Here is a 25,283-nt window from a genome sequence, read left to right on the forward strand (position 1 = left end):
ATTCAACTAATTCATAATTTAACCAGAAACGAAATTTTTAATCAAAAACAATAAAAAAGGGTACGTACTCCTTCAAAGTACGCACCACTATTTCCGAGTTTAACTCGTCCTAATTCCCCATTCTTCTAAAATTGCTATTAATTGCTTGTATGACTCTTCCTTCGACCCGTTATTATTAATGACTGCATCTGCTTTTTCGGCTTTTTCTTTTACAGGTATCTGGCTATTAATTCTACTTTTCGCTTCTTCTTCAGTACTTTCATCACGAGCGATAATTCGATGTAATTGAACGTCTGGGTCAACGTATACAACGATAACTTTATCTACATAATGAGTCAGCCCACTTTCATATAGTAAGGGAATATCTAAGACGACACATTCTTTTCCATGTTGAATCCACTCATTACGTTGTCTCAACATCTCTTTTCGGATCGCGGGATGGATTATCGCATTTAATTGTTTTCTCTTTGAATCATCATTAAACACAATATTTCCGAGTGCTTTTCGATCAAGTGTTTTATTGTCTTGTAGAATATCTACTCCAAATGTTGCCACAATATCTTTATACGCATCTTTTCCCGGTTCAACCACTTCTCTTGCAATGAGGTCTGCATCTACTACAGGTATATCTAGATCACGAAATTTGTTTGCGATCATACTTTTTCCTGTTCCAATACTCCCAGTTAATCCGATTATTAACGCCACAAAAGTACCTCCCATTCACTTATTTAGGCTGACATGATGGACAAATATGTGTACCCCGTCCAGCTACTTTTAGCTTAATTATTTCAACACCACAATGTTTACATGCTTGTTTTTCTTGGCCATATACAAAAAGTTCTTGTTGAAACATCCCCATCTCACCTTCACCATCTACATACGAACGAATTGTTGTCCCTCCCTGCTTAACCGCTCCTTCCAAAACGATACGGGCATTGTTCCAAATTAATTTAATTTCGTTTTCGGTAAGTTCATTGGCGCTTTTTTCTGGATGGATTTGGGATAAAAACAATACTTCATCAACATATATATTTCCAAGACCTGCAATAATTGTTTGATCTAAAAGAGTCGCTTTTATATTCCGTGATGTCTTTTGAAAACTTTCAAACAAATATTCAAACGTATATGCTTCTTGAAATGGATCAGGACCTAATTGAATCAATGGTTTATCATTAAATTCTTCTCCGATTGGAAATACGTGCATTGTTCCAAATTTCCGGACATCGTTATATCTGAGATCCGTGCCATCTGTAAAATGAAAAATAACATGGGTATGTTTTGACACTTGCTCTTTCGAATCAATAACTTTATATTTTCCTTCCATTCGTAAATGGGAAACGAGCACATAATGATTTAAATAAAACAATAGAAACTTTCCTCGTCGATCCATTTTTCGTATCGTTTCACCAATAAGAAGTTGTTTAAAATGCTCCGTATCATCTGGCTGTTTAATAATTTTCGGCCAGTGAATTGTCATACTTTCAATCGTTTTATCTAGTACAAGTTTTTCCAACGTTTTTCGTATTGTCTCTACTTCAGGTAATTCTGGCATTCCCTTTCCTTCTTTCTATTTTGCATCAAACCAGCTTTTCCCGTAAGAATAATCAACCTTAAGAGGAACGTCTAAAGAAACTGTTTTTTCCATTACTTCTGGAACAATTTCCGCGAGCTTCTCTATTTCATCTTCAGGTGCCTCCAGGATTAGTTCGTCATGTACTTGCATTAACATACGTGCCTTTAAATTTTCTTTCCTTAATCTATTTTCTAAATCAATCATTGCCTTTTTAATAATATCAGCAGCACTTCCTTGAATCGGTGTGTTCATCGCTGTTCTTTCCGCAAAACTTCTTAGGTTAAAATTCCGACTCGTAATTTCAGGCAAGTATCGTCTTCGTTTCATGATCGTTGAAACATAGCCATTATGCTTCGCTTCTTGCACGATATCGTCCATATATTGTTTCACTTCTGGATAGATGGCAAAATACTTATCTATAAACGTCTTCGCTTCTTTTCTCGTAATTTGTAAATTTTGCGATAGTCCATAATCACTTATACCATAAACAATTCCAAAGTTAACTGCTTTCGCTTGACGACGCATATTAGAGTCGACTTCTGACTCTTCCACATGAAAAACATCCATTGCTGTCTGTGTATGAATATCTTTATCTTCTTTAAATGCTTGGACTAATTTTTCATCTCCAGAAATATGTGCGAGTACCCGTAATTCAATTTGCGAGTAATCTGCGGCAAACATAACCCATCCGGGTTCAGACGGGACAAAAGCTTGTCTAATTTTTCGTCCTTCTTCGAGTCTTATTGGGATGTTCTGCAAGTTAGGTTCTGTTGAACTTAATCGTCCGGTTTGCGTTAAAGCTTGATTAAAACGAGTATGGATCTTATGCGTATCTTTCCGTACTACTTTTAAAAGACCATCGACATAGGTAGATTGTAATTTATTCAATTGACGGTACAACAATAATTTAGGAATAATCTCATGTTCGGGTTCCAGTTTTTCAAGTACATCTGCTGCAGTTGAATAGCCAGTTTTCGTTTTCTTAATCACAGGGAGCTGCAACTTTTCAAACAAAATAACTGATAGTTGTTTTGGTGAATTAATATTAAATTTTTCACCAGCTAGTTCATGAATTTCCGACTCAATCGTATCTAAACGATCAGATAACTCTTTCCCCATTTCTTTTAAGCGGTCTACATCTACTTTCACACCAACATGTTCCATTTCTGCTAAAATAGTCGCTAAAGGAAGTTCTAAGTTCTTAAATAATTCTAGTTGTTCATTTTCATCTAAATCTTTCATGAAACGTTCTTTTAGTTTATATATAATATTAGTTTTCCGAGCGACATGTTCACTTACTTTGGTAAACTCTGGAACAGCTAGTTTTGCACCTTTTCCATAAACTTCTTCATCGAGGTAGATATTCTTCTCCCCTAACCGGCGACCAATAGCCGATATTTCATCATTATTATCAGCAGGATTGTGTAGGTAAGCGGCTAATTGCATATCAAATGTAATTCCCTTTAATATAATGCCACGATGAAGGAGTGCTACTTTCACTGCTTTTGCATCAAACACATATTTTTCTTTCGTTTCATCTTGTAACCATTCAATAAAAACTTCCGATTGAAGTGCTTTTTCCGTTTCAATTGCAAAATTACCTTTTTCATTTACGATACCGATTGCTTCAATATTTGCTTCATGATAGTTTTCTGTAATCATTTCAACATGAAAGGCTGCTTTGCTTGTAAGAATATCGGATATTATGTCCTCTATAATTTCATAATCGAATTCTTCTAATTCAATTTGGATTTCTTCTCCGCCTTTTTCACTATGCAAACGATCTAATAAAGATCGAAACTCCAATTCTGAAAACAAATCATAAATATCTTTATATTCATAGCCCGTATAATCTAAGTCTTGAAGTGAAATTGTAACTGGGGAGTCCTGATTAATCGTGGCTAGATCACGGCTCATAAAAGCATCCTCTTTATATGTGACCAAGTTTTCTTTTAATTTCTTAGCTGTAATTTCATCAATATTATCGTAAATATTGTCCAATGTTTGATATTGTTTTAATAACCTTGTTGCTGTTTTTATCCCGACACCAGGAACTCCCGGTATATTATCAGAACTATCGCCCATTAATGCTTTTAAATCAATAATCTGGTCCGGGTTTAATTCCATTTTTTCTACCATACTTTTTGGAGTGTACGTTTCAACATCACTTACTCCTTTTTTCGTAACATCTACTGTCACATGTTCAGAAACAAGTTGAAGTAAATCTTGGTCACCAGAAATAACTTTAACTTCCCAACCTTCTTTTTCTCCTTTATCCGCTAATGTCCCAATAATATCATCAGCCTCATACATGTCAAGTTCATAGTGAGGAATGTTAAAAGCATCTAGCAATTCTTGCGTTAATGGAAACTGCTCCGATAATTCTGGAGGAGTTTTTTGTCTACCACCTTTATACTCTTTATAAGTTGTATGTCGAAACGTTGTTTTTCCCGCATCAAAGGCAACTAGCATATGGCTTGGCTTTTCCGTCTCCAAAATATTTAATATAATATTCGTAAATCCGTAAACAGCGTTCGTATAAACACCTTTATCATTATGAAGTAATGGTAAAGCATAAAAAGCACGAAATAAAACACTATTACCATCAATTAAAACTAATTTTTTACTCATTACACCGCCTCCTAAATCCTTCCCCTTTATTATATAGATGATACTCGCTAATTGGCAAGCCGACAGGCGTAGACAGAAGCGTAGTATCTCTTAATGCAGGAAAGCAAGTTCACTAACTTGCTTTCAATGCGAAAAGCAAACACACCGATTGACAAGTCGTTAGACGTAGGCAGAGGTGATGTTGCACTTATGAAGGTAAGCGAATGCTTACATGCGAATAGATTGTTTCTTGCTAATTGGCAAGCCGACAGGTGTAGACAGAAGCTAGAACATCTTAATGCAGGTAGGCAAGTTCACTAACTTGCTGCAATTCGAAAAGCATACACACCAATTGATAAAGAAAATTTGCTAATAGCTAGGCTAGAAACCTGAATGCAATTTTGTAATATTCATGAATAAATGTGCTCATTTTTTTGTGCAACATCCATAAAAGCGAGAATGTTTAGATGAGTACAATAAAAAAAGCACCCTCCTTCAAATAAAAGAGGATACTTATTAAGCTACTCTGCTTGTTCTTTTGGAATAAATACATAGAAAGTTGTTCCTTTTCCTAATTCACTTTCCACTTTAATTTCACCATGATGAACTTCGACAATATGCTTTACAATCGCAAGCCCTAATCCTGTTCCACCAGTATCTCTACTTCTATCCTTATCCACTCGATAAAAACGTTCAAAGATTCGAGGTAAAGCTTCTTTACTAATTCCAATCCCTGTATCTTGCACCTGGATACAAACATTTTCCTCACTGTCTTTTATTGCAAGCGAGATAGTGCCTTTTTCCGGAGTATAACTAATAGCATTTGTAAGTAAGTTTAATAAAATTTGTTTAATCTTTTCTTCGTCTGCTTCGAAAATAAGTTCCTTATCAGCATCAACTTGAATATCAATTTTTTTCTGCTCCGCATGTTGATTGATAACTGGAAGAACCTCATCAAGTACAAACCCTACCTCAACAGGATCGACATTAATTGCTGATTCATCCTTCTCTAGTTTTGATAAAATTAATAAATCATCAATCAGATGCTGGATTCGTTTACTTTCGTCAAAAATGATCTGTAAAAATTGTTTTCGGGCCTCGGGGTCGTTTTCTGCACCATCAAGTAATGTTTCTGCAAAACCTTTAATTGACGTAATCGGGGTTTTTAACTCATGAGACACGTTAGCAACAAAGTCTTTACGCATAACTTCAAGGTTTTTAAACTCTGTAATATCATAAATAACAAGTACTGCCCCTTTTAACATATTTCTTTCATTAAAAATTGGAGCTCCAACAATTTCTAAGTAAATTTTCTCATCATTTTTTGATAATGAAAATAAATGTTTAACATGTTTTTCATACAGAAAAGTTTCTTGTACAGTATGATGAATTTGTTCATTTTCTAGCACATCATAATATAAATAACCAATATAATCATGTGGGGTTTTTCCAAACATAGAGATAAATTTTCTATTCACTACATGAATGTAACCTTTCTCATCAATCAATACTAGTCCGCTCTCGGAATTTTCAATGACAGTAGATAATTGTTCTGCTTGAATTTGTTCCGAAATTGTAAGCTCACTTAAACTTCTAGCAAGTGAGTTAATTTTTGTACTTAATTCTCCAATTGAACCTGACATGGGTTGATGAATTCTTGAATGATAATTTCCTTTTAAAAGCTTGTCCATCGTTTCCGTAACTTTGTCAATCGGTTTAACATATTTATCAAAGAAATGAAACAAAAGTAATAATAATACTATAAATTGAATTACTAATACAGCTAACAAAACATATAAATTAGTAACTATTTGAAATAAAGCTACCCCGGAAATAATTAATATAAATAATAAAGTGAATGTATAACCAATCACTTTTTTTGACAACATTTTGTTCATGTTGGATCCTCCAATTTATAACCAAACCCGCGAACAGTTTTAATATATGTTGGATTTTTGGAATCAGTTTCAAGTTTATCACGCAAATGACTGACTTGAACATCCACAATCCGTGTATCACCTACAAAATCATACTCCCAAACTGAGCTGAGAAGTTGCTCCCTTGAAAGAATCTGTCCTTTATGTTGAATTAAGTAAACGAGCAATTCAAATTCCTTTCTCGTTAATTCTAGAGGATCCCCTTTAAAAAAAGCCTCAAATCTATCCGGGTGGACTTTTATATCACCAACTTCGAGAACAAGTGGTGCTACATTTTCAGATCTTTGTTCCGTTCTTCTAAGAATTGCATTGATCCTTGCAATAAGCTCTTTAGGACTAAATGGTTTTGTTAAATAATCATCAGCACCCATTTCAAGCCCATAAATTTTATCATATTCATCGTCTTTAGCAGTTAGCATAAGAATCGGAATGTAATTATTATTTTTTCGGATCGTTTTACAAACTTCCATACCATCCATCTTCGGAAGCATTAAATCTAATACAATTAAATCAAATGTAGATTTTTCTACTTTTTTAATTGCATCTTCGCCATTATAAACGACATCTGTAAGAAAACCTGCTTTTTCTAAATTATATTTTATTAATGTAACAATGGATGGCTCATCTTCTACAATTAATATTGTTCGCTCCACAAAATACCCTCTCTTCTATAGTTTTAGGTATGTCTACTTCTATTTTACAATGAAGTTCGATAAAAGTGAAAAATATTTAAGAAAATAAACAAAGATTTTACAATACAGTTTTAATATCTTGATTAATAAGAAAACAAACATTGTAAATTCCGGTACACTTAACTACAAGCAATACTCTTATCTTAACTATGAAGTTAGGATTTATCCAGCTAATTCCTAAATTAACCACGTGAGATTGGATTTAACCACGCTATTCCTAATTTAACCACGAGAAATAGGATTTATCCAGCTAATTCGTGATTTAACCACGAAAGAGAGGATTTAACCACGCAATCTTTTCGTGAATTAATCAGAAATCACCACCTTTATCGAGTATTTCCAAGACAAGAACATTGTACTCTCCTTCGATTTTGGTTTCCAAGTGATTAAGGGGGCTTAAAAGCGAGAAATAGGATTTATCCAGCTAATTCGTGAATTAACCACGAAAGAGAGCATTTAACCACGAACAAAGTCTTTAACAAACAAACGAAATCACAATTTAACTCAGCCCCTATCTACTAGAAAAACAAAAGTCCTTCTTCTGGCTTAACCAGTAGAAGGACTTTTATTTTCATATTAATTTAACACTTCCATAACATTTTTAACAGATTCTACTGATTTATCTAATGCAGCTTTTTCATCAGCTGTTAATTCAAGTTCAATGACTTGTTCGATACCATTTCCACCCAATATAACAGGCACGCCAAGGTAAAGATCTTTATAGCCGTATTCTCCATCAAGATAGGCGATCGCAGGTAATACACGTCGTTGATCTTTAAGAATAGCTTCTGCCATTTCTGTTAAGGCAGCAGCTGGAGCATAATAAGCACTACCATTTCCTAGTAGTTCGACGATTTCTCCGCCACCTTTTCTTGTACGTTCGACAATTGCATCTAAACGATCTTTCGGGATTAACGTTTCTAAAGGAATTCCTCCAGCATAAGAATAACGGATAAGTGGAACCATATCATCTCCATGTCCACCTAATACAAATCCGGTAATATCTTTTACCGATAGATTGAGTTCTTGCGCAACAAATGTGCGGAATCTTGCTGTATCTAAAATACCTGATTGACCAATTACACGTTCTTTTGGAAATCCAGTTTCTTTAAATATCGTATATGTCATCGCATCAACAGGGTTAGATAATACAACAATAAATGTTTCCGGTGCATATTTCTTTATTTCTTGTGCTACTGATTTCATAATACCAGCATTCGTATTAACTAAGTCGTCTCTACTCATTCCTGGTTTACGTGCAATACCCGCTGTCACAATAACTAAATCAGAGTCTTTAATATTTGCATAATCAGATGTTCCGATGATGTTTGCATCAAAACCTTGAACGGGACTTGCTTCAAGCATATCTAATGCTTTTCCTTGTGTCGGTTTTTCCATTTGTGGAATATCGACTAATACTACATCACCAAGTTCTTTTTGTGCGACCATTAACGCGGTAGTTGCGCCTGTAAATCCTGAACCTACAATTGAGATCTTTCTTCGTTTAATAGCCATTAGAAAATCCCCATTTCTTTTGAAAGATTGTTCAACAAGTCTAATAAAAATACCACTTCACATACAGAACGAGCTAGTGTCGGCGTTGTTAAGTCATTTGAATAAAAGCGATCCTAGGACACCAACAACTTTAGCCGATATCGATCCTTTTTATCCTTCTTTTGAATACACACTTTATTGATTTACATGTTTTTGATTAGTTCATCCGCAAATTCAGAACATTTTACTTCTGTTGCTCCATCCATTAAACGAGCAAAGTCATATGTGACAACTTTAGAAGAGATTGTTTTATCCATAGAATTAGTAATTAAATCAGCTGCTTCTTTCCATCCTAAATGTTCTAACATTAAAACACCTGATAAAATAACAGATGATGGGTTTACTTTATCAAGACCTGCATATTTTGGTGCAGTTCCGTGTGTAGCTTCAAAAATTGCATGTCCTGTATCGTAATTAATATTTGCACCTGGAGCAATTCCAATTCCACCTACTTGAGCTGCTAATGCATCTGAAATATAATCACCATTTAAGTTCATTGTCACAACGACATCAAACTCATTCGGACGAGTTAAAATTTGTTGTAAGAAAATATCTGCAATTGCATCCTTAACGATAATTTTTCCAGCTTTTTCAGCTTCGTCTTGTGCTTTGTTTGCAGCATCTTTACCATCTTTTTCAACAATGCGGTCATATTCTGCCCACGTGAATACTTTATCACCGAATTCTTCTTCAGCAACTTCGTATCCCCAATTTTTAAATGCACCTTCTGTAAATTTCATAATATTTCCTTTATGAACAAGTGTTACACTTTTACGTCCTTCAGAAATTGCATATTCAATACTAGCACGAACTAGACGCTTTGTTCCTTCTTCAGAAATTGGTTTAATTCCAATCCCAGAAGTTTCAGGGAAACGAATATTTTTAACACCCATTTCATTTTGTAAAAAGTCAATTACTTTTTTTACTTCAGGTGTTCCTTGCTGCCACTCTATTCCTGCGTAAATATCTTCTGTATTTTCGCGGAAAACTACCATATCTACATCTTCTGGATGCTTAACAGGTGATGGCACTCCTGTATAATGGCGAACTGGACGTAAGCAATTATATAGATCAAGTTCTTGACGAAGGGCAACGTTCAATGAGCGAAAGCCACCGCCAATAGGAGTAGTTAAAGGTCCTTTAATTGCAATTTTATACTCTTCAATTGTATCAAGAGTTTCCTGTGGTAACCATTCTCCAGTTTTATTAAATGCTTTTTCACCAGCAAAAACTTCTTTCCAAGCAATTTTCTTTTTGCCGTCGTATGCTTTTTCAACAGCTTCATCTAAGACTCGGCTTGCAGCAACCCAAATGTCAGGGCCAGTTCCGTCCCCTTCGATAAATGGGATTACTGGATTATCTGGTACTTGTAATACTCCATTTTCTACAACAATTTTATCAGCCATTAAATAAAACCTCCTAATAATATTTGTATAACCTTTCACAAGGAATCGATTTACGATTTATTTATCCGGATTATTAAGTTAAAAGTGTTCTAAAATCTCTTTCTCTATAAGCATATAGATATAATTATGTACTATCTACAGCAAAATAATAGCCGGGGATACCGGCTATTACAGTAAGCCAGCTTCCCTGACTTATTAATTACGCTCTTCTACTGGTACAAATTCACGTAAACCTGGACCAGTATACTTAGCACGTGGACGAATTAGACGGTTATTATCATACTGTTCTAAAATATGCGCTAACCATCCTGACATCCGGCTTACCGCAAAAATAGGTGTAAATAAATCATGATCTATCCCTAAACTATGATATACAGAAGCGGAATAAAAATCAACATTTGCAGGTAGCCCTTTGTTTTCTTTAATGTATTTTTCAATTTCTACGGACATATTATACCATTTTTCTTGTCCTCTTAGCTTCGTTAACTCCTTAGACATTTTTTGCAAGTGTTTGGCTCTTGGATCTCCTGAACGATATACACGGTGACCCATTCCCATAATAAGTTCTTTATTTTCTAATTTTTTCTTAATGTAAGGAATTGCATTCTCTTCTTCTCCGATTTCAAGAAGCATCGCCATAACTTGTTCGTTCGCTCCACCGTGGAGAGGTCCTTTTAACGCACCAATTGCAGCAGTAATTCCTGAATACACATCGGATAATGTAGCAACACATACTCTAGCTGTAAAAGTGGAAGCGTTTAATTCGTGGTCTGCATGAAGAACTAATGCTTTATCAATCGCTTCAACTTCAATATCTTCGCCTTCTTTTCCGTTTAACATATAAATAAAGTTTTCAGCAAAGCTTAGGTTTTTCTTAGGTATTACTGGATCCTTACCTTGACGAATTCTTGAGAAAGCAGTTACAATCGTGGAAACTTTTGCTTGTAGTCGAATTGCTTTTCGGTGGTTTGCATCTTTGTCCATTACGTCCGCTTCTTCATCATACAATCCTAGTAAAGAAATCGCTGTACGAAGCGCTGCCATTGGATGAACCTTTTTTAAATCATAGGAACGTAAATGGTCATAAATCGCTTCAGGTACTTCCATTTCATTTGCAAGTTCTGTACGAATCTCATTCAATTGTTCTTTAGTAGGAAGTTCACGATTCCATAATAAATATACAACTTCTTCAAAAGTAGCATTTTCTGCCAAGTCATCAATCGAATACCCCGCATATGCTAGCTTATCATCGATAATAGAACAAATTGATGACTCTGTAGCAATAACCCCTTCAAGTCCTCTTGTAGCTGTCATAACTAATCTCTCCTTTTTATAATGTAATTCTTTGTAAAATTAAGTGATAAATATATATGATATATTTTAAAGCTTTTCTTTAAAAATTATTATAAAGGATTTTTCCTCTAAAGTGAATTGAAAGCTATTACAAACTGTTTGTTTTCTTGCTTTTCTCAAATAAATAATAAGGCATCACTAAAGAATTCTGACCATTTACGCACTCTTTTTGACATATAAAGTCTATAAAATAACTATTGAACATATAGTAAGAAAAGAGGGTATTTACTATTTTCATAGAATTTTTTGATTAAAAGAGGGTAAATAATGGATAACCAATTTATTATAAAATTTCTGCGGTTTTTATCTGTTACCGCTATATTGGTCGGTTTTTTTTTAATAGCAAAATACACGTTTACTTATATTTATCCATTTATTATTGCACTGCTTGTCGCCTTGATTCTAAATCCGCTTGTTACTAAGATACAATTCAAATGGAAACTCAACAGAACGATAGCTACATTATGTATAATGATGAGTTTTTTTACACTATTTACTACCGTCTGTTTCTTTTTATTAAAAAGATTGCTGGAAGAGTCAACTTCTTTAGTTGAGTCATTACCTGAACAATTTAAAAATATTAAATTACTATTAACGGAAATGGGACAAGCTTATATCTTGCCGACTTACGAGAAACTAACTAAAACGATAACATTTCTACCACCTACTGAAGAAATTGATATTAATCAGTATATCCACCTCATGATAGATGAACTGGGATCATCTAGTTCTTACTTTTTGAAAAATATAATTCTGTCTACTTCAACTGTTTTGTCATCTTTATCATATGTTGGGACAATAATTATTTTTATATTATTAGCTTCATTTTTAATGACGAAAGATTTAGAGCAAATAAAAGTCCATTTGTACAACAATGTTCCTAAAAGATTTATTCAAAAATTACAGAAAATCTTCAAACACTTGAAAAGTTCTGTATTTGGCTTTTTGAAAGCACAAATAATTATTACGACAATTTCAAGTATTATTGTAATGATCAGCCTATTTATATTCAAGGTCGAAAACGTATTAATGATCACTTTAACAACATTCTTTGTCGATTTTATCCCATATGTAGGGATAGGCGCTATATTTATACCATGGATCATTTATAATTTTTTCACAGAACAATACAGCTTAACTATTCAATTATCTTGTTTATATATTGGAATTATTATTATTAGGCAAATTATCGAACCAAGAATACTCGCCTCTAGTATTGGTCTTCATCCTTTAGTTGCTTTAATTATTTTATTTATCGGCATACAAAGTTTAGGTTTAATCGGTATTTTTATCACGCCAATTGCACTCATTATTATTAGTGCAATCTACCATGCTGGAATCGTCCATTATATTTGGCGGTTTATTAAGAATGGGAATGGGTAATCAATCAGACTGGAGCAAAAGCGTTTAACTCAAAGGGAAATCCGCAAGTATAAATTACATTTCCTACATTGTATCCATAAACTGTGACGTTAGGCTCTGCTTATTAATAAATCGATACGGATCGACTCGACATCATGGAAAAAGACTCGCCGTTTTCCATGACTCTTACCCAAAACGGTAACGTTTATTATCGAAACATGCCCGTTTTCCATGACCCCTACCCAAAACGGTAACGATTACTATCGAAACATGCCCGTTTTCCATGACTCTTACCCAAAACGGTAACGATTAATAACGAAACATGCCCGTTTTCCATGACTCTTACCCAAAACGGTCACGTTTATTATCGAAACTACCCATCATGCAGATCGACTCGATATGTTGGGAAATGACTAGACATCATGCAGATCGACTCGACATCTTAGATCTAGACTCAGCATGTTGTTCATCGACTCACATTCTGGAGCGGAGGTAGAGTCACTTTTCCCCCAACGGTGATAAATCGTTACGTCACAGTTTCCTTCAACTACGTATGAAAAGCCGACAGTTGGAATAGTATCATCATAAACTATCTTCTATTATCGTTCATCTTTTGACTAAAACATTTAGATATGTCCTGTCTTGTTGAATTTGTTTACCATCTTCGGAAAATAATATTTCCTTTTGAAATTCTTTTTATAATTAAAAAACTTATTAACTTCTTAAATGGAGGCCTTGTCCATGGAAGGACTAATAAAAACCCAAGAATATCCGTCACAAATCCGGGGGCTATTAAAAGTATCCCTCCAAGAATGATACAAATTCCATCAATTATTTCTTCTCTAGGTACCTCTCGATTATACATCGCTAATTGTGCTTTTTTCCATGTTTCCAATCCTTCTTTTTTTACAAGCGCGGCTCCAATCATACCTGACAGGATTATGAGACCTACTACTGACCAGCCTCCGATCACGTTTCCACTCCAAATAAAAATACCAATTTCTATTGCTGGTAGAAGGATAAAAATGAGAATGAACCAATACATAGGTATCGACCTTTCAATTTAAGTTTCCTTTTATCTATTATAACACACTCGCATGTCCTTGGTGGATATTCCCAGTACCTCCATCAATTGTAATATCCTCACCATCTTTAATAATGTTTAGTGCATTTTCTACTCCTACGATAACTGGAATTCCTAAGCTAAGCCCAACTACAGCCGCATGTGAAGTTAATCCACCTTCTTCTGTAATTATTCCACCAGCTCTTTTAATCGCCGGCATCATATCCTTATCCGTTGCAGAAGTAACTAGAATATCACCTTTATTTAATCTTTCATTTGCTTCCTGAACATCATTTGTAACGACTGTTTGACCATAAACATAGCTTCGTCCGATTCCTTGACCTGTTGCAATTACATTCCCTATAACATGAACTTTCATTAAGTTTGTTGTTCCACTCACTCCAACCGGTACGCCGGCAGTAATGATAACTTTACAACCTCTTGTAAATAACCCCGTTTCTAACCCTTTATTTACTGCTGTATCTAATAATTCATCCGTATCATTGATCGCTTCACTTAAAACAGGGTATACCCCCCAAACTAAAGTAAGTTGACGAAAGACATTTTTAAAAAAGGTAACAGCAATAATTGGCGCTTTGGGACGATATTTTGCAACCATTCGTGCAGAATGTCCACTTTGTGTTGGAGTGATAATGGCACTTACACCTAAATTTTTTGCGGTATGCGTTACAGATTGACTAATCGCATCCGTAATAGTCATAGAACTAGATTTTATTCGATGTTTCAATACCATTTCATGATCGAGTGCTGATTCTGTTTTAAGAGCAATGACATTCATCATTTTAACAGATTCAACCGGGAATTCTCCTGCAGCTGTTTCACCAGATAACATAATTGCATCCGTTCCATCTAGTATTGCATTTGCTACATCGGACGCTTCCGCTCTTGTTGGTCGCGGATCCCACTGCATAGAATCAAGCATTTGCGTTGCAGTTATAACAGGCTTTCCTGCTAAATTACATTTATGAATTAATTCTTTTTGGACAAGAGGTACTTCTTCTGGTGGTATTTCTACACCTAAGTCGCCACGAGCGACCATGATACCGTAACTTGCTTCTAAAATTTTATCAAAGTCATTAACACCTTCACGGTTTTCAATCTTTGAAATGATTTGTATGTGAGCTGCATCGTATTCTTCTAGAAACTGTTTCATGGAAATAACATCTTTATGGTCTCTCACAAAAGATGCTGCAATAAAATCAACCTGTTGTTCAACTCCAAATTTTATATCCGCTTTATCCTTTTCTGTTAACGATGGTAAATTCACACGAACATTTGGGACATTTACCCCTTTTTTGTTCTTAATCTTTCCACTATTAATTACCTTCGTTTGAATTTCTTCTTTTTCATGATCAATGGAAATCACTTTTAACTCAATTAATCCATCGTCTAATGAAATCATTGTACCTACTTTTACATCATTGATTAGACCTTTATATGTCACAGAAAAACGTTCAGCCGTTCCTTCTATATCTTTCATCGTTATGTATACGGTACTTCCTCGCTCAAGAATTGCCTCACCACCTTGAAAGGTTTTTGTTCGTATTTCTGGTCCTTGCGTATCCAATAATATCGATATCGTCTTCCCGGTTTCTTTCGCAACTTGTCTAATATTGTTAATACGTTGTTCATGTTCATTATAGTCACCGTGGGAAAAGTTTAATCTTGCAACATCCATCCCATTTTCAATTAGCTTTTTCAGTGTTTCGGGTGATTCCGAAGCAGGACCAATAGTACAGACGATTTTTGTTTTCCTCATTTAGAATTCTCCTTATTTAACTTTTTATATCGATAGTTCCTGTGATAATTGATATACATCTTTATTAAGTCGATGTTTATTAGCTAATAATTCATCAATATCTTGTGCAATCAATTGATTATTTTGCAAACCAACAATCTTCCCAGCTTCCCCATTTTTTAATAAGTCTACCGCTTTTGCACCTAATCTGCTTGCTAAAACTCGATCTTGTGCTGTTGGAGATCCTCCTCGTTGAATATGTCCAAGTACAGTAACACGTGTTTCATATGACGTTTCCTCTTCAATTTTCTTTCCGTATTGAACTCCTTCCCCAACACCTTCAGCGAGAATGATGATACTATGTTTCTTTCCTCGTTCGAGCCCTCTTTTTAATCGATGAACAACGGAGTCAAAATCATCTTTTCGCTCTGGAATAATAATACTCTCAGCACCTGCTGCAAGTCCTGCATACATGGCAAGGTCTCCTGCATTTCGTCCCATTACTTCGATCACAAATGTTCTCTCATGAGAAGTTGCCGTATCTCGGATTTTATCTATCGCTTCAATGACTGTGTTTAGAGCTGTATCAAAACCAATCGTAAAATCAATACCAGCGATATCGTTATCAATTGTAGCAGGAACACCAATACATGGTAAACCTAAATCAGATAAGCTTTTAGCGCCTCGTAAGCTTCCATCGCCACCAATAACAACTAATCCATTGATATCATATTTTTTTAATTCCTCAATAGCTTTCTTTTGACCTTCTATCGTTTTAAATTCATCACATCTGGCGGAATATAAACTAGTACCACCTCGATGGATGATATCACCAACTGAACCTACTTCCATCTTTTTAATATTTCCATTCATTAGCCCTTGATACCCATAAAAAACTCCATAGATCTCCATTCCGTGAAAAATAGCCTTTCTAACCACTGCTCGGATAGCGGCATTCATTCCTGGAGCATCTCCGCCACTTGTAAGTACACCAATTCTCTTCATACCATCACCTCTTATAAACCAAAAATTAATATGTATTATTTTTAGGAAAAAATGACTTTAAGATATACTGTTTTAATTTTTTGCTGGATTATTCATCTTATTTCTGTTTCTTTCCCTCAAATCTAGTATGTTATTTGCTCAATCGTACCATACTATTCCAATAAAATAAGTAAGAGGTTGACGAATGTCAACCTCAGTTAAAATCTCAACCAGTTATTAAGCTCCATGGTAAATACCTATATTTTTATATTTTTCCCATCTGTCTTCTAATAGCTGCTCTTTAGATAATTTTGATAATGTATCAATTGATTCCTTTAATACCGTATCAATATTTTTTGCTTGCAGTTCCACATCGCGATGAGCACCACCCTTAGGCTCTGGAATAATTTCATCAATGATTCCGAATTCCTTTAAATCATAAGAAGTGATACGCATTGATTCTGCAGCCTTTTGAGAAAGAGTTGCATCTTTCCAAAGGATTGATGCTGCGCCCTCTGGCGAAATAACCGAATAGGTAGAGTTTTCTAACATATGGATATGGTTGCCAACGCCAAGTGCTAGAGCTCCCCCACTTCCTCCTTCTCCTATAACGATACAAACAATTGGTACAGTGAGTCCAGCCATTTCTTTTAAATTATAAGCTATCGCCTCACTTTGACCACGTTCTTCCGCAGCTTTTCCTGGTTCTGCACCTTTTGTATCGATAAACGTTATAATTGGACGGTTAAATTTTTCGGCAAGCTTCATGTGTCTAATTGCTTTTCTGTATCCTTCAGGGTGTGGCATACCGAAATTTCGTCTAATATTTTCTTTCGTTTTCTTTCCCCGTTGATGACCAATAATCGTTATTGGATTATCGTGATAAAAAGCTACACCTGCAACGATTGCTTCATCATCTCCATAATAACGATCCCCATGGAATTCAATAAAGTCAGTAAATAAATATTGAATATAATCTAACGTAGTTGGGCGCATCTGATGTCTCGCAATTTGAACACGATTCCACGGTTTTAAATTGGAATAGATATCATCTTCCAAAACAGCTAGTCTTTTTTCTAATGTTTTTATCTCTTCGGTTAAATCAATCTCACTATCATTCGAGATTTTTTTTAACTCTTCTATTTTTTCCCGCAAATTTACGACCGGCTTTTCAAATTCTAGCACTTGGTTCATACGGATTGTCCTCCTTTTATCGACACAAATGTCTGATTTGAGGATGTTGTTGAATTTTCATTTTCCGGAGCATGAATTTTTAATAAGGTCGTTAGTAAATCTTTCATTTCATGACGATGAACAATTTGATCGAGCTGACCATGTTTAAATAAAAATTCGGCAGTTTGAAAATCATTAGGCAGTTTTTCTCGTGTTGTTTGTTCAATTACACGCCTACCAGCAAAACCAATTAATGCTCCTGGCTCAGCAAAATTATAGTCACCTAAAGATGCAAAACTAGCAGTAACACCACCTGTTGTCGGATGGGTCATTACAGAGACCATTAATCCTCCAGCTTCAGAAAAGCGTTTAATCGCAACAGAAGTTTTCGCCATTTGCATGAGACTAAGGACACCTTCTTGCATCCGTGCTCCACCTGAAGCGGTAAAAATAATATATGGCAAGTTTAACTCTCTAGCATTTTCAATTGCCCGGGCAATTTTTTCTCCAACAACGGATCCCATACTTCCCATTCTAAATCCGGCATCCATTACACTAAAGGCAGTTGGCTGTCCGCCAATTAATCCTTTACCAGTAACTACAGCTTCATTTAGCCCTGTTTTCTTGCGATCTTTTTCGATTTTCTCAATATACTCAGGGAAATTAAGCGGGTTTTCTGATTTAAGGTGTTTATCCCATTCTACAAACGTTCCTTCATCAAATAAACTATTAATTCTTTCCCATGCATTTTGTTGATGGTGAAAGTCGCAGTTTGGACAGACTTTTAAATTCTTTTCTACTTCTTTACGGTAATAAATCTGGGAACAATTTTCACATTTCGTCATTAATCCCGCAGGTACGTCCTGCTTCGCCTTTTCGTCAGGAATAGTCGTGTTATTTTTATTCCTAGTGAAAATTCTTTTCAGCAAGCCTACCCCTCCTTTAAAATTTACTTCCTACAAGTGAATATAATGTAACATATGAAAAAATATTATAAATATAATCGTCTTCTATAAATTCAATTGATACCAATCTATAATGTTACATTATGGTCACAAGTCTTACTATACTGTAATCGAAAAGACATTTCTACTATTTATAATAAAAAATCTTCAGTAATGTAATTTTCTTGTATGCGATACATTTTATTTATTTTCAATCGGATCAGCTTCTAAAAGACTTAGTTTTCTCGTTTTTTCAGCGATTTCCTCTGGATCAACTTCCTTACGAGCTACCCCAGTTTCCATTGCTGATTTCGCAACACTTTTAGCAACTGCAGGTGCAACTCTCGGATCAAACGGTGCCGGAATAACATAGTCTTCATGTAATTCATCGTCCGTAATAAGTGAAGCAATTGCTTCAACTGCTGCCATTTTCATTTTTTCATTTATTCGTGTTGCCCAAACATCCAAAGCGCCTCTAAAAATTCCTGGAAAGGCTAATACATTATTTACTTGGTTTGGAAAATCCGATCTTCCTGTCCCGATTATCCTAACTCCTGCTTCTTTTGCATCATTTGGTAAAATTTCAGGATCCGGATTTGCCATTGCAAAAATAATAGGATCTGTATTCATTTTCTTAACCATTTCTTTCGTAAGTGCGCCACCGACGGATACGCCGATGAATACGTCTGCTCCTTCAATAACTTCTTCAAGATCGCCTTGTAATTTCCGTGGGTTTGTCCTCTTAGCAATTGCTTCTTTTACTTTATTCATTCTCCGTGGTCTTCCCTCATAGATAGCGCCTTGGGAGTCACACATAATAATTTCGCCAACCCCAAAATTATCCAATAATTTAATAATTGCAATTCCGGCAGCTCCTGCACCATTTGCAACAACTTTAATGTCTTTGAATGATTTACCTACTAATTTTAATGCATTCATTAATCCGGCAACTGTTACAATTGCTGTTCCGTGCTGATCATCATGGAAAATTGGGATTCTAGTTTCTTTCTTTAATCTTTCCTCTATGATAAAGCAATTAGGGGCAGCTATATCTTCCAAATTAACCCCGCCAAAAGTAGGCTCCATCAACTTAACAGTTTGAACAATTTCTTCAATATCATGTGTATCTAGACAAATAGGAAACGAATCCACTCCTGCAAATGTCTTGAATAAAACAGCTTTCCCTTCCATAACGGGAAGAGCAGCTTCAGGACCGATATTCCCTAATCCTAAAACAGCCGAACCATCACTTACAACGGCAACCATATTTCCTTTCATTGTATAATCGTAAACAGCATGTTTATTTGAATAAATTTCTTTACAAGGTTCAGCAACCCCTGGAGAATATGCCAAACTCAAATCTTCTGCATTTTTAACTGGAATTTTAGAACGTAATTCCAACTTCCCCTGATTAATTTTATGCATATGTAATGCTGCATCTCGTAATTTCGACATCCCTTATCGCTCCTTCAATTTACCGTTCAGATGTCATTTCCATCCATTTAACAGGATATAATGACATTTTAGACGAGTTATTATTATATAGATTATAACAAAGGTTTTCTAAATAGATAGTTTATTTTTAAATTTATATAGAAGCATCATATAATTTTTATAATTTTAACACAACATTTTCGTCTCCAAAATAGTTTTTTAATTTTGAAACTACGTTATCAACTGCACGTAAACTATATTTTTCACCTAATTTATACGTTTTTCTTTCTTTCTCATAATAAATAATTATTGCTGTCTTACCAGGAAATTGTCGTGCATATTTTTGCAAAAAATGTAAAGCATTTCTTTGCTTCGCGTCGGTCACTTTAATGTACAAATAGCCGGAATTTTCTTTCACTATATCTTCTACATTACAAAGTTGTAAACGATCGATAACAATTTGCTTTTTATTTTCACGTTCACTCACTTTTCCTTCCATACAAATTATTGCCTCTTCCTCTAACCACTCACTTACCTCACGATAGACATTAGGAAAAATAACCCCTTCCATTTCGTCTGTTTCATCAACTAATAATACAAAAGCCATCGAATCCCCACGTTTTGTATGGATTTTTTTAACACTTTGTAAAATAGCTACCGTCTTAATCACCCGATTATTCATATATCCTGCCTTATGCAAGGAAATGAAATTTTGTAACGTTAATTCCGTCCGATATTGTTTTAATGGATGATTAGTTACATACATATGCATTAACTCTTTTTCATCACGGAGACGCTGTACCTGGCTGAAATCATCCATATTTATATAGGCTGGTTTCATTTTCATTTGCTTCCCAAATAAATTAGTCTGACCATGCAGATCTCCAAACAACTCAGCGCGAGCTAATGCTTGGTCGATGGAAGCAAGCAAACTTGCCCGATTATCGTAAGTTTCATCAAAGGTACCTGCTAAAACAAGTGTTTCGAGTGCATTTCTCTTAATTGATACTCGTAAACAAAAATCGAATAAGTCAGTAAAAGGGGCTTTTTTTCGTTCAGCAATGATTTCTTTTACCGTTTCAAAACCAATCCCTTTTATCGCCATTAATCCAAAGCGAATATTTCCATGTTCTACGGTAAAATATGCGTGACTTTTATTGATAGAAGGTGGTAAAATCTCAATTCCTAACTCATTTGCTTCTCTTACGTACATGTTTAACTTTTTTGCATCATTTGATACAGTCCCAAGTAGATGAGCAAAGTAAAATGTTGGATAATTAGCTTTTAAATAACTTAGCTGATATGCAATTTTACTATAGGCTACAGAATGACTCTTGTTAAACCCGTAATTAGCGAATTTTAATACCCATGAAAATACTTCTTCGGCAATTTGTAAGCTATATCCTTTTTTTATACATCCTTGAACAAATGTTTCCTTTTGTTGTTCAATCAGCTGTCGTTTCTTCTTACTTATAGCTCTTCTTAAAATATCTGCTTCACCTAATGAAAGTCCAGCAAATTGATGAGCAACTTGCATAATTTGTTCTTGATATAGTAAAACACCATACGTATTATTTAAAATTGGTTCCAAGTCAGGGTGTAAATAGGCAATTTTTTCTCTGCCATGTTTTCTCGCAATATATGTAGGAATAGCTTCCATTGGCCCGGGGCGATATAAAGCATTAAGTGCAATTATATCATCTAATGAAGTTGGTTTTAACTGCTTTAGTACACGCTTCATTCCATCAGACTCCAACTGAAAGACCCCGTTTGTTCGCCCAGCTTGTAACAGGGCAAATGTTTTTGCATCATTGTCTGGAATTAAATCAATTTCTAATTGTTCACTTGTTCGTCTATTTATCGTACTTATAATTCGCTCCATAAGTGACAAATTACGTAAACCTAAAATATCGATCTTAAGTAAACCGATTGCTTCAAGTTCATTCATTGCATATTGTGTTAAATACGTATCATGTGTGCCTTTTGTTAGTGGAACATTAGATAGTAGCGGTTTTTTTCCAATCACAATACCTGCAGCATGTGTCGAAATATGTCGGGGCAATCCTTCTAAAGTCACAGCAACTGAAAATAGGATCTTAAGCTTATTTGATTGCTTTATATAACGTTGAAACTCCTCGTTCCCTTGAATATAATGAACAATTGGTTTGTTTGCTTGTACAGGAATGTGCTTCAATATATACGCTTGATCGTGACGGTCAATTTCCATTGTTTTCATTAGTTCACGTAGTAAAGAACGAGCTGCAAATGTTCCAAATGTAATTATTTGTGCAACATGATCTTGTCCATACTTTTCCCTTACATAATCAATTACTTCATCACGTCTTACGTCAGAAAAATCAATATCAATATCTGGCATCGAGACACGCTCCGGGTTTAAAAAACGTTCAAACAACAGATCATATTGAAGCGGGTCAACATTCGTTATTCCGAGTAAGTAAGACACAATGGAGCCAGCAGCTGAACCCCTACCTGGTCCGACCATTATATTATTTTCTTTTGCAAACTGAACGAAATCTGCGACGATTAGGAAATAATCACTAAATTGAAGTTCCTTGATGGTGTGAAGTTCATATTCTAGCCGCTTCATTACTTCTTCAGTTATTTTAGTATATTTTACTTCCAGTTTATCCATGCATAATTTTCGTAAATAGTCATGAGCTGGTTCGTTTGTCGGGATAGGAAAAGCTGGTAACAGTTGCTTAGTAAAATCGAACGTAACATGACATTTTTCTACAATTTCATTTATATTTTCAACAATTTCCGGAAAAGTAGAAAAAGCTGTTTCAATTTCTTCCCTTGAGCGAAAATGACGACCTGAAATATGTCGATTTTGTTTTGTATAATCCCATTTCTCATTAAATTTCATTGCTTGTAAACAGTCGAAACTAATCGAATCTTTTTTATCTAAATAGCGAACATCATGAAATGCGATAATCTGTTTATTTTCAGATACATAATATTTTTTCAGATGCTTGATTAATGTGTTTGATTCTTGATCATAGATTTCCAATCCAATGTATAAATCTTGACCTGAAACGATCGATTTAAAATGATGCAAAAACAGATTAATCTCCTCATACTTTTGTTCCAGAATCATTTTTTTAAGCGAAGGAATTTCAGTAGACAAAATGCAGACAAGATCTTCTGCTGTTTCACATAAAAATTCATATGAACACGTATTTTCCATTTGAATATGGGTAGAAATTCTAATTAACGATTGATAGCCGCGATTATTTTTTGCCAATAATACAAGGGGAATGTCCATTTCATTAATCGTAGTCTTTACAATCAATCCGATCAGTGGTTTAATCCCTGACGTAAGACAACTTTTATAAAAAGGGATTACCCCATGTAATACATTTTCGTCCGTTAATGCAAGCGAAGTAAATTGTAACTCACTTGCCCGCGCCACTAACTTCTCTATTGTAATTGTACTATTTAATAAACTATACCCACTTCGAACTTGTAAATGTGTAAACGACATTTTTTCTCCTGCCTTTATTCATAGTTAGATCTTGAATGAAAAATATCCGTAACATCTTCGCTCCTTTTATTATAACGTTAAACATTGACCCTTTCCACCAAAAAACACGAATATATGTTTCTAATAGTATAAGACAGCCTAATGTATTGTTTTATGCAAGAAGACTCCACTTCAATTTTGTGCAGCGCAAAGCTCAAAAAAGTGAAAGATGGATCGTTTTTTGTGTAGAAGAACATAAGTCTTTATGACTGATTTCACTATATAAATTGCTCTTTAAAAACTGAAAATATGAGGTTCTAGCAGGAAAATATGAACGTTCTAATCGCATCCACACACCCGAAGTTGTGATAAAGTAGAGTGTGCGGTGAGTACAACGTTTAGGCTTTTTTCTTTACCGCAGGGACAGCGGGTAGAGCTTGCTAAATAACTAGCGGTTACGCTCGTGTTCGCAGGAATCCCATCTTCAATTTTCGTTAGAAATGAAGGTGGAGTAGTTCATTCTCTCTTCCTACTAATTTAGCCATTCACAATGTTTTCATAAGTTGTCCACTTTAAACATAGAAATATATAGAATGGGGGGATTAGCGGATGGAAGAACGTTTTTTTGTATCCTTTATTCATTGTTTCTTTATCGCATTTGGCGTTATGGTCGGGGGAACTATCATTGGAAGTATTGGCTCTTTTTTGACAGGAGATGCACCTTTACATGCAATGAACCGAATTGCAAAATCAATTAAAATTTGGGCGATTGTAGCGGCCATTGGAGGTACCTTTGATGCTATCGAAAATTTCCAAAAAGGACTGACAGACGGATCCACCTTTGACCTATTCAAGCAATTTTTATTTATACTAGCTGCGATGATGGGCGTTAAAACGGCCAGTATTATTATTAGCTGGATAACGAATGAGGATATGATGTAAATGCACTTCCCACCGTATCATAAAAAAAGATCGTGGCAAATTTTTCTCGTCGGTACATTAATTGGAGCAATCGTTGCTTATACAATGTTTGCTTATATGTATGGAAAAATGTATGAAAGTTTGCTTTCGGAAAACATGCAGATAAAGACAAAAATTGGTGAACTTGAACGACAAAATGAAGCACTATTACAGGATAAAGAAGATATGGAAGAAAAATCAGCTAATACGATTCAATCAATTGGCATCGATTTTTCTAATAGTGAAGAATTAAAATTAGATCGTTTAATTATTCACGAACTTGAAGACTTAATCAAAAATGAAATAAATTTCATTATTGGAAAAGATGTCAAAAGTCTCTCTGAAAATGATGACTTATTAATTACACTCTTAGAGAATAAAACCTTTACAATCGATGACTTTTCTTATCAATTTGAAGTAAACAAAATGTTTGTTTCTGAGCAAGTAAAAATCACACTTCATGTAAAACTTTCCGAATAAACTTATGAACATTTAATGAAATATTAAGAAAATAATAGCCAATTGTAATAATATCTAATAAAATATAGTTAGGAGGACAGAAGCCTAAATGATAAGTTTATTTTAGAAAGGATGTCGTCTATGACTGTACTTGATCGTCGTTTAATGCGAGATGAAAAGATTAAACAATTAAAAGAAGGACGCAGTGTATATGCAGAATCTCCGGAATTTATCCGGTTAATCAAACGTGGTATTGAAAAAGAAAAATTATCAGTCACATTTGAAAATACAAACGGAGGTTGCTGGTTTATCCCAAATGAAAAAGAATAAAATAGCAATAAGATAAGTGCTGTTTCAACGAACATTTGTTGAAATCAGCACTTTATATTTTTTATTTAAGCTCTTCTCGTAAATTTTGTTACTATTAATTCTAAACAGTTGAAGGATACTGTGACATAACTATTTAACCACCACTAGGAAAGAATGACTCGATCTCCAAGATGTCGAGTCATTTTCCAAGATGTCGAGTCGATTGC

Annotated in this window: 19 protein-coding genes; 4 read left to right on the forward strand and 15 right to left on the reverse strand. The window is 34.8% G+C overall.

Annotated features, from left to right (window positions below; all coding sequences use genetic code 11):
- Window positions 1-99: 99 nt before the first annotated feature.
- From coaE to citZ, 8 genes are all read right to left on the reverse strand, one after another.
- Window positions 100-705, reverse strand: a complete 606-nt coding sequence (gene coaE, locus SPD89_RS18925; protein ID WP_336263509.1) for a dephospho-CoA kinase — start codon at window positions 703-705, stop codon at window positions 100-102.
- A 19-nt stretch (window positions 706-724) separates the two neighbouring features.
- Complete coding sequence (mutM, locus tag SPD89_RS18930; protein ID WP_336263510.1) at window positions 725-1,552, reverse strand: DNA-formamidopyrimidine glycosylase; 828 nt, start codon at window positions 1,550-1,552, stop codon at window positions 725-727.
- A 15-nt stretch (window positions 1,553-1,567) separates the two neighbouring features.
- Window positions 1,568-4,204, reverse strand: a complete 2,637-nt coding sequence (polA, locus tag SPD89_RS18935) for a DNA polymerase I (RefSeq protein ID WP_336263511.1) — start codon at window positions 4,202-4,204, stop codon at window positions 1,568-1,570.
- Between the two features lie 500 nt (window positions 4,205-4,704).
- A complete protein-coding gene (gene pnpS / locus SPD89_RS18940; RefSeq protein WP_336263512.1) occupies window positions 4,705-6,081 on the reverse strand; it encodes a two-component system histidine kinase PnpS in 1,377 nt (458 codons plus the stop codon).
- Window positions 6,078-6,773 (reverse strand): response regulator transcription factor, encoded by a 696-nt coding sequence (locus SPD89_RS18945; protein WP_336263513.1) that lies wholly within the window; start codon window positions 6,771-6,773, stop codon window positions 6,078-6,080. Before SPD89_RS18945 ends, pnpS begins: the two co-directional genes overlap by 4 nt.
- Window positions 6,774-7,388: 615 nt before the next feature.
- Entirely contained in the window at window positions 7,389-8,327 is a 939-nt protein-coding gene (gene mdh, locus SPD89_RS18950) for a malate dehydrogenase (RefSeq protein ID WP_336263514.1), read from the reverse strand.
- A gap of 182 nt (window positions 8,328-8,509) precedes the next feature.
- Complete coding sequence (icd, locus tag SPD89_RS18955) at window positions 8,510-9,772, reverse strand: NADP-dependent isocitrate dehydrogenase (RefSeq protein WP_336263515.1); 1,263 nt, start codon at window positions 9,770-9,772, stop codon at window positions 8,510-8,512.
- A 195-nt stretch (window positions 9,773-9,967) separates the two neighbouring features.
- Entirely contained in the window at window positions 9,968-11,086 is a 1,119-nt protein-coding gene (gene citZ, locus SPD89_RS18960) for a citrate synthase (RefSeq protein WP_336263516.1), read from the reverse strand.
- 306 nt (window positions 11,087-11,392) lie between these two features.
- Here citZ and ytvI point away from each other — a divergent pair, with 306 nt between their 5' ends.
- A complete protein-coding gene (ytvI, locus tag SPD89_RS18965) occupies window positions 11,393-12,508 on the forward strand; it encodes a sporulation integral membrane protein YtvI (protein ID WP_336263517.1) in 1,116 nt (371 codons plus the stop codon).
- A 634-nt stretch (window positions 12,509-13,142) separates the two neighbouring features.
- Here ytvI and SPD89_RS18970 read toward each other — a convergent pair.
- From SPD89_RS18970 to dnaE, 7 genes are all read right to left on the reverse strand, one after another.
- Window positions 13,143-13,532, reverse strand: coding sequence for an FxsA family protein (locus tag SPD89_RS18970; RefSeq protein ID WP_336263518.1), 390 nt, complete (start codon window positions 13,530-13,532; stop codon window positions 13,143-13,145).
- A 37-nt stretch (window positions 13,533-13,569) separates the two neighbouring features.
- The gene (gene pyk, locus SPD89_RS18975) at window positions 13,570-15,330 is read right to left on the reverse strand and encodes a pyruvate kinase (RefSeq protein ID WP_336263519.1); all 1,761 of its coding nucleotides are present in this window, start codon (window positions 15,328-15,330) and stop codon (window positions 13,570-13,572) included.
- A gap of 24 nt (window positions 15,331-15,354) precedes the next feature.
- A complete protein-coding gene (gene pfkA, locus SPD89_RS18980; RefSeq protein WP_336263520.1) occupies window positions 15,355-16,314 on the reverse strand; it encodes a 6-phosphofructokinase in 960 nt (319 codons plus the stop codon).
- Between the two features lie 216 nt (window positions 16,315-16,530).
- A complete protein-coding gene (accA, locus tag SPD89_RS18985) occupies window positions 16,531-17,487 on the reverse strand; it encodes an acetyl-CoA carboxylase carboxyl transferase subunit alpha (RefSeq protein WP_336263521.1) in 957 nt (318 codons plus the stop codon).
- A complete protein-coding gene (gene accD / locus SPD89_RS18990) occupies window positions 17,484-18,395 on the reverse strand; it encodes an acetyl-CoA carboxylase, carboxyltransferase subunit beta (RefSeq protein ID WP_336263522.1) in 912 nt (303 codons plus the stop codon). Before accD ends, accA begins: the two co-directional genes overlap by 4 nt.
- 216 nt (window positions 18,396-18,611) lie before the next feature.
- Entirely contained in the window at window positions 18,612-19,865 is a 1,254-nt protein-coding gene (locus SPD89_RS18995; RefSeq protein ID WP_336263523.1) for an NAD(P)-dependent malic enzyme, read from the reverse strand.
- A gap of 157 nt (window positions 19,866-20,022) precedes the next feature.
- Window positions 20,023-23,349 carry a DNA polymerase III subunit alpha gene (dnaE, locus tag SPD89_RS19000; RefSeq protein WP_336263524.1) on the reverse strand — a complete coding sequence of 1,109 codons (3,327 nt, stop codon included), beginning with the start codon at window positions 23,347-23,349 and terminating at the stop codon, window positions 20,023-20,025.
- 588 nt (window positions 23,350-23,937) lie between these two features.
- On the opposite strand from dnaE, the gene SPD89_RS19005 reads away from it, so the two are divergent.
- The 3 genes from SPD89_RS19005 to SPD89_RS19015 all read left to right on the forward strand — a co-directional run bounded on the left by SPD89_RS19005 (window position 23,938) and on the right by SPD89_RS19015 (window position 25,077).
- On the forward strand, window positions 23,938-24,270 hold the full coding sequence (locus tag SPD89_RS19005) for a YtrH family sporulation protein (protein ID WP_336263525.1): 333 nt from the start codon (window positions 23,938-23,940) through the stop codon (window positions 24,268-24,270).
- The gene (gene ytrI / locus SPD89_RS19010; protein ID WP_336263526.1) at window positions 24,271-24,768 is read left to right on the forward strand and encodes a sporulation membrane protein YtrI; all 498 of its coding nucleotides are present in this window, start codon (window positions 24,271-24,273) and stop codon (window positions 24,766-24,768) included.
- A gap of 120 nt (window positions 24,769-24,888) precedes the next feature.
- Window positions 24,889-25,077 carry a hypothetical protein gene (locus SPD89_RS19015; protein WP_336263527.1) on the forward strand — a complete coding sequence of 63 codons (189 nt, stop codon included), beginning with the start codon at window positions 24,889-24,891 and terminating at the stop codon, window positions 25,075-25,077.
- Window positions 25,078-25,283: the final 206 nt, after the last annotated feature.

This window comes from Pseudogracilibacillus sp. SO30301A (assembly GCF_037072025.1).
Taxonomy (GTDB): domain Bacteria; phylum Bacillota; class Bacilli; order Bacillales; family Amphibacillaceae; genus Pseudogracilibacillus.

Excerpts from the sequence above, each read along its gene's own strand:
- mutM (WP_336263510.1), bottom strand. The coding sequence starts at position 1,552 with ATGCCAGAATTACCTGAAGTAGAGACAATACGAAAAACGTTGGAAAAA.
- polA (WP_336263511.1), bottom strand. The coding sequence starts at position 4,204 with ATGAGTAAAAAATTAGTTTTAATTGATGGTAATAGTGTTTTATTTCGT.
- pnpS (WP_336263512.1), bottom strand. The coding sequence starts at position 6,081 with ATGAACAAAATGTTGTCAAAAAAAGTGATTGGTTATACATTCACTTTA.
- mdh (WP_336263514.1), bottom strand. The coding sequence starts at position 8,327 with ATGGCTATTAAACGAAGAAAGATCTCAATTGTAGGTTCAGGATTTACA.
- icd (WP_336263515.1), bottom strand. The coding sequence starts at position 9,772 with ATGGCTGATAAAATTGTTGTAGAAAATGGAGTATTACAAGTACCAGAT.
- citZ (WP_336263516.1), bottom strand. The coding sequence starts at position 11,086 with ATGACAGCTACAAGAGGACTTGAAGGGGTTATTGCTACAGAGTCATCA.
- ytvI (WP_336263517.1), top strand. The coding sequence starts at position 11,393 with ATGGATAACCAATTTATTATAAAATTTCTGCGGTTTTTATCTGTTACC.
- SPD89_RS18970 (WP_336263518.1), bottom strand. The coding sequence starts at position 13,532 with ATGTATTGGTTCATTCTCATTTTTATCCTTCTACCAGCAATAGAAATT.
- pyk (WP_336263519.1), bottom strand. The coding sequence starts at position 15,330 with ATGAGGAAAACAAAAATCGTCTGTACTATTGGTCCTGCTTCGGAATCA.
- pfkA (WP_336263520.1), bottom strand. The coding sequence starts at position 16,314 with ATGAAGAGAATTGGTGTACTTACAAGTGGCGGAGATGCTCCAGGAATG.
- accA (WP_336263521.1), bottom strand. The coding sequence starts at position 17,487 with ATGAACCAAGTGCTAGAATTTGAAAAGCCGGTCGTAAATTTGCGGGAA.
- SPD89_RS18995 (WP_336263523.1), bottom strand. The coding sequence starts at position 19,865 with ATGTCGAAATTACGAGATGCAGCATTACATATGCATAAAATTAATCAG.
- dnaE (WP_336263524.1), bottom strand. The coding sequence starts at position 23,349 with ATGTCGTTTACACATTTACAAGTTCGAAGTGGGTATAGTTTATTAAAT.
- SPD89_RS19005 (WP_336263525.1), top strand. The coding sequence starts at position 23,938 with ATGGAAGAACGTTTTTTTGTATCCTTTATTCATTGTTTCTTTATCGCA.
- ytrI (WP_336263526.1), top strand. The coding sequence starts at position 24,271 with ATGCACTTCCCACCGTATCATAAAAAAAGATCGTGGCAAATTTTTCTC.
- SPD89_RS19015 (WP_336263527.1), top strand. The coding sequence starts at position 24,889 with ATGACTGTACTTGATCGTCGTTTAATGCGAGATGAAAAGATTAAACAA.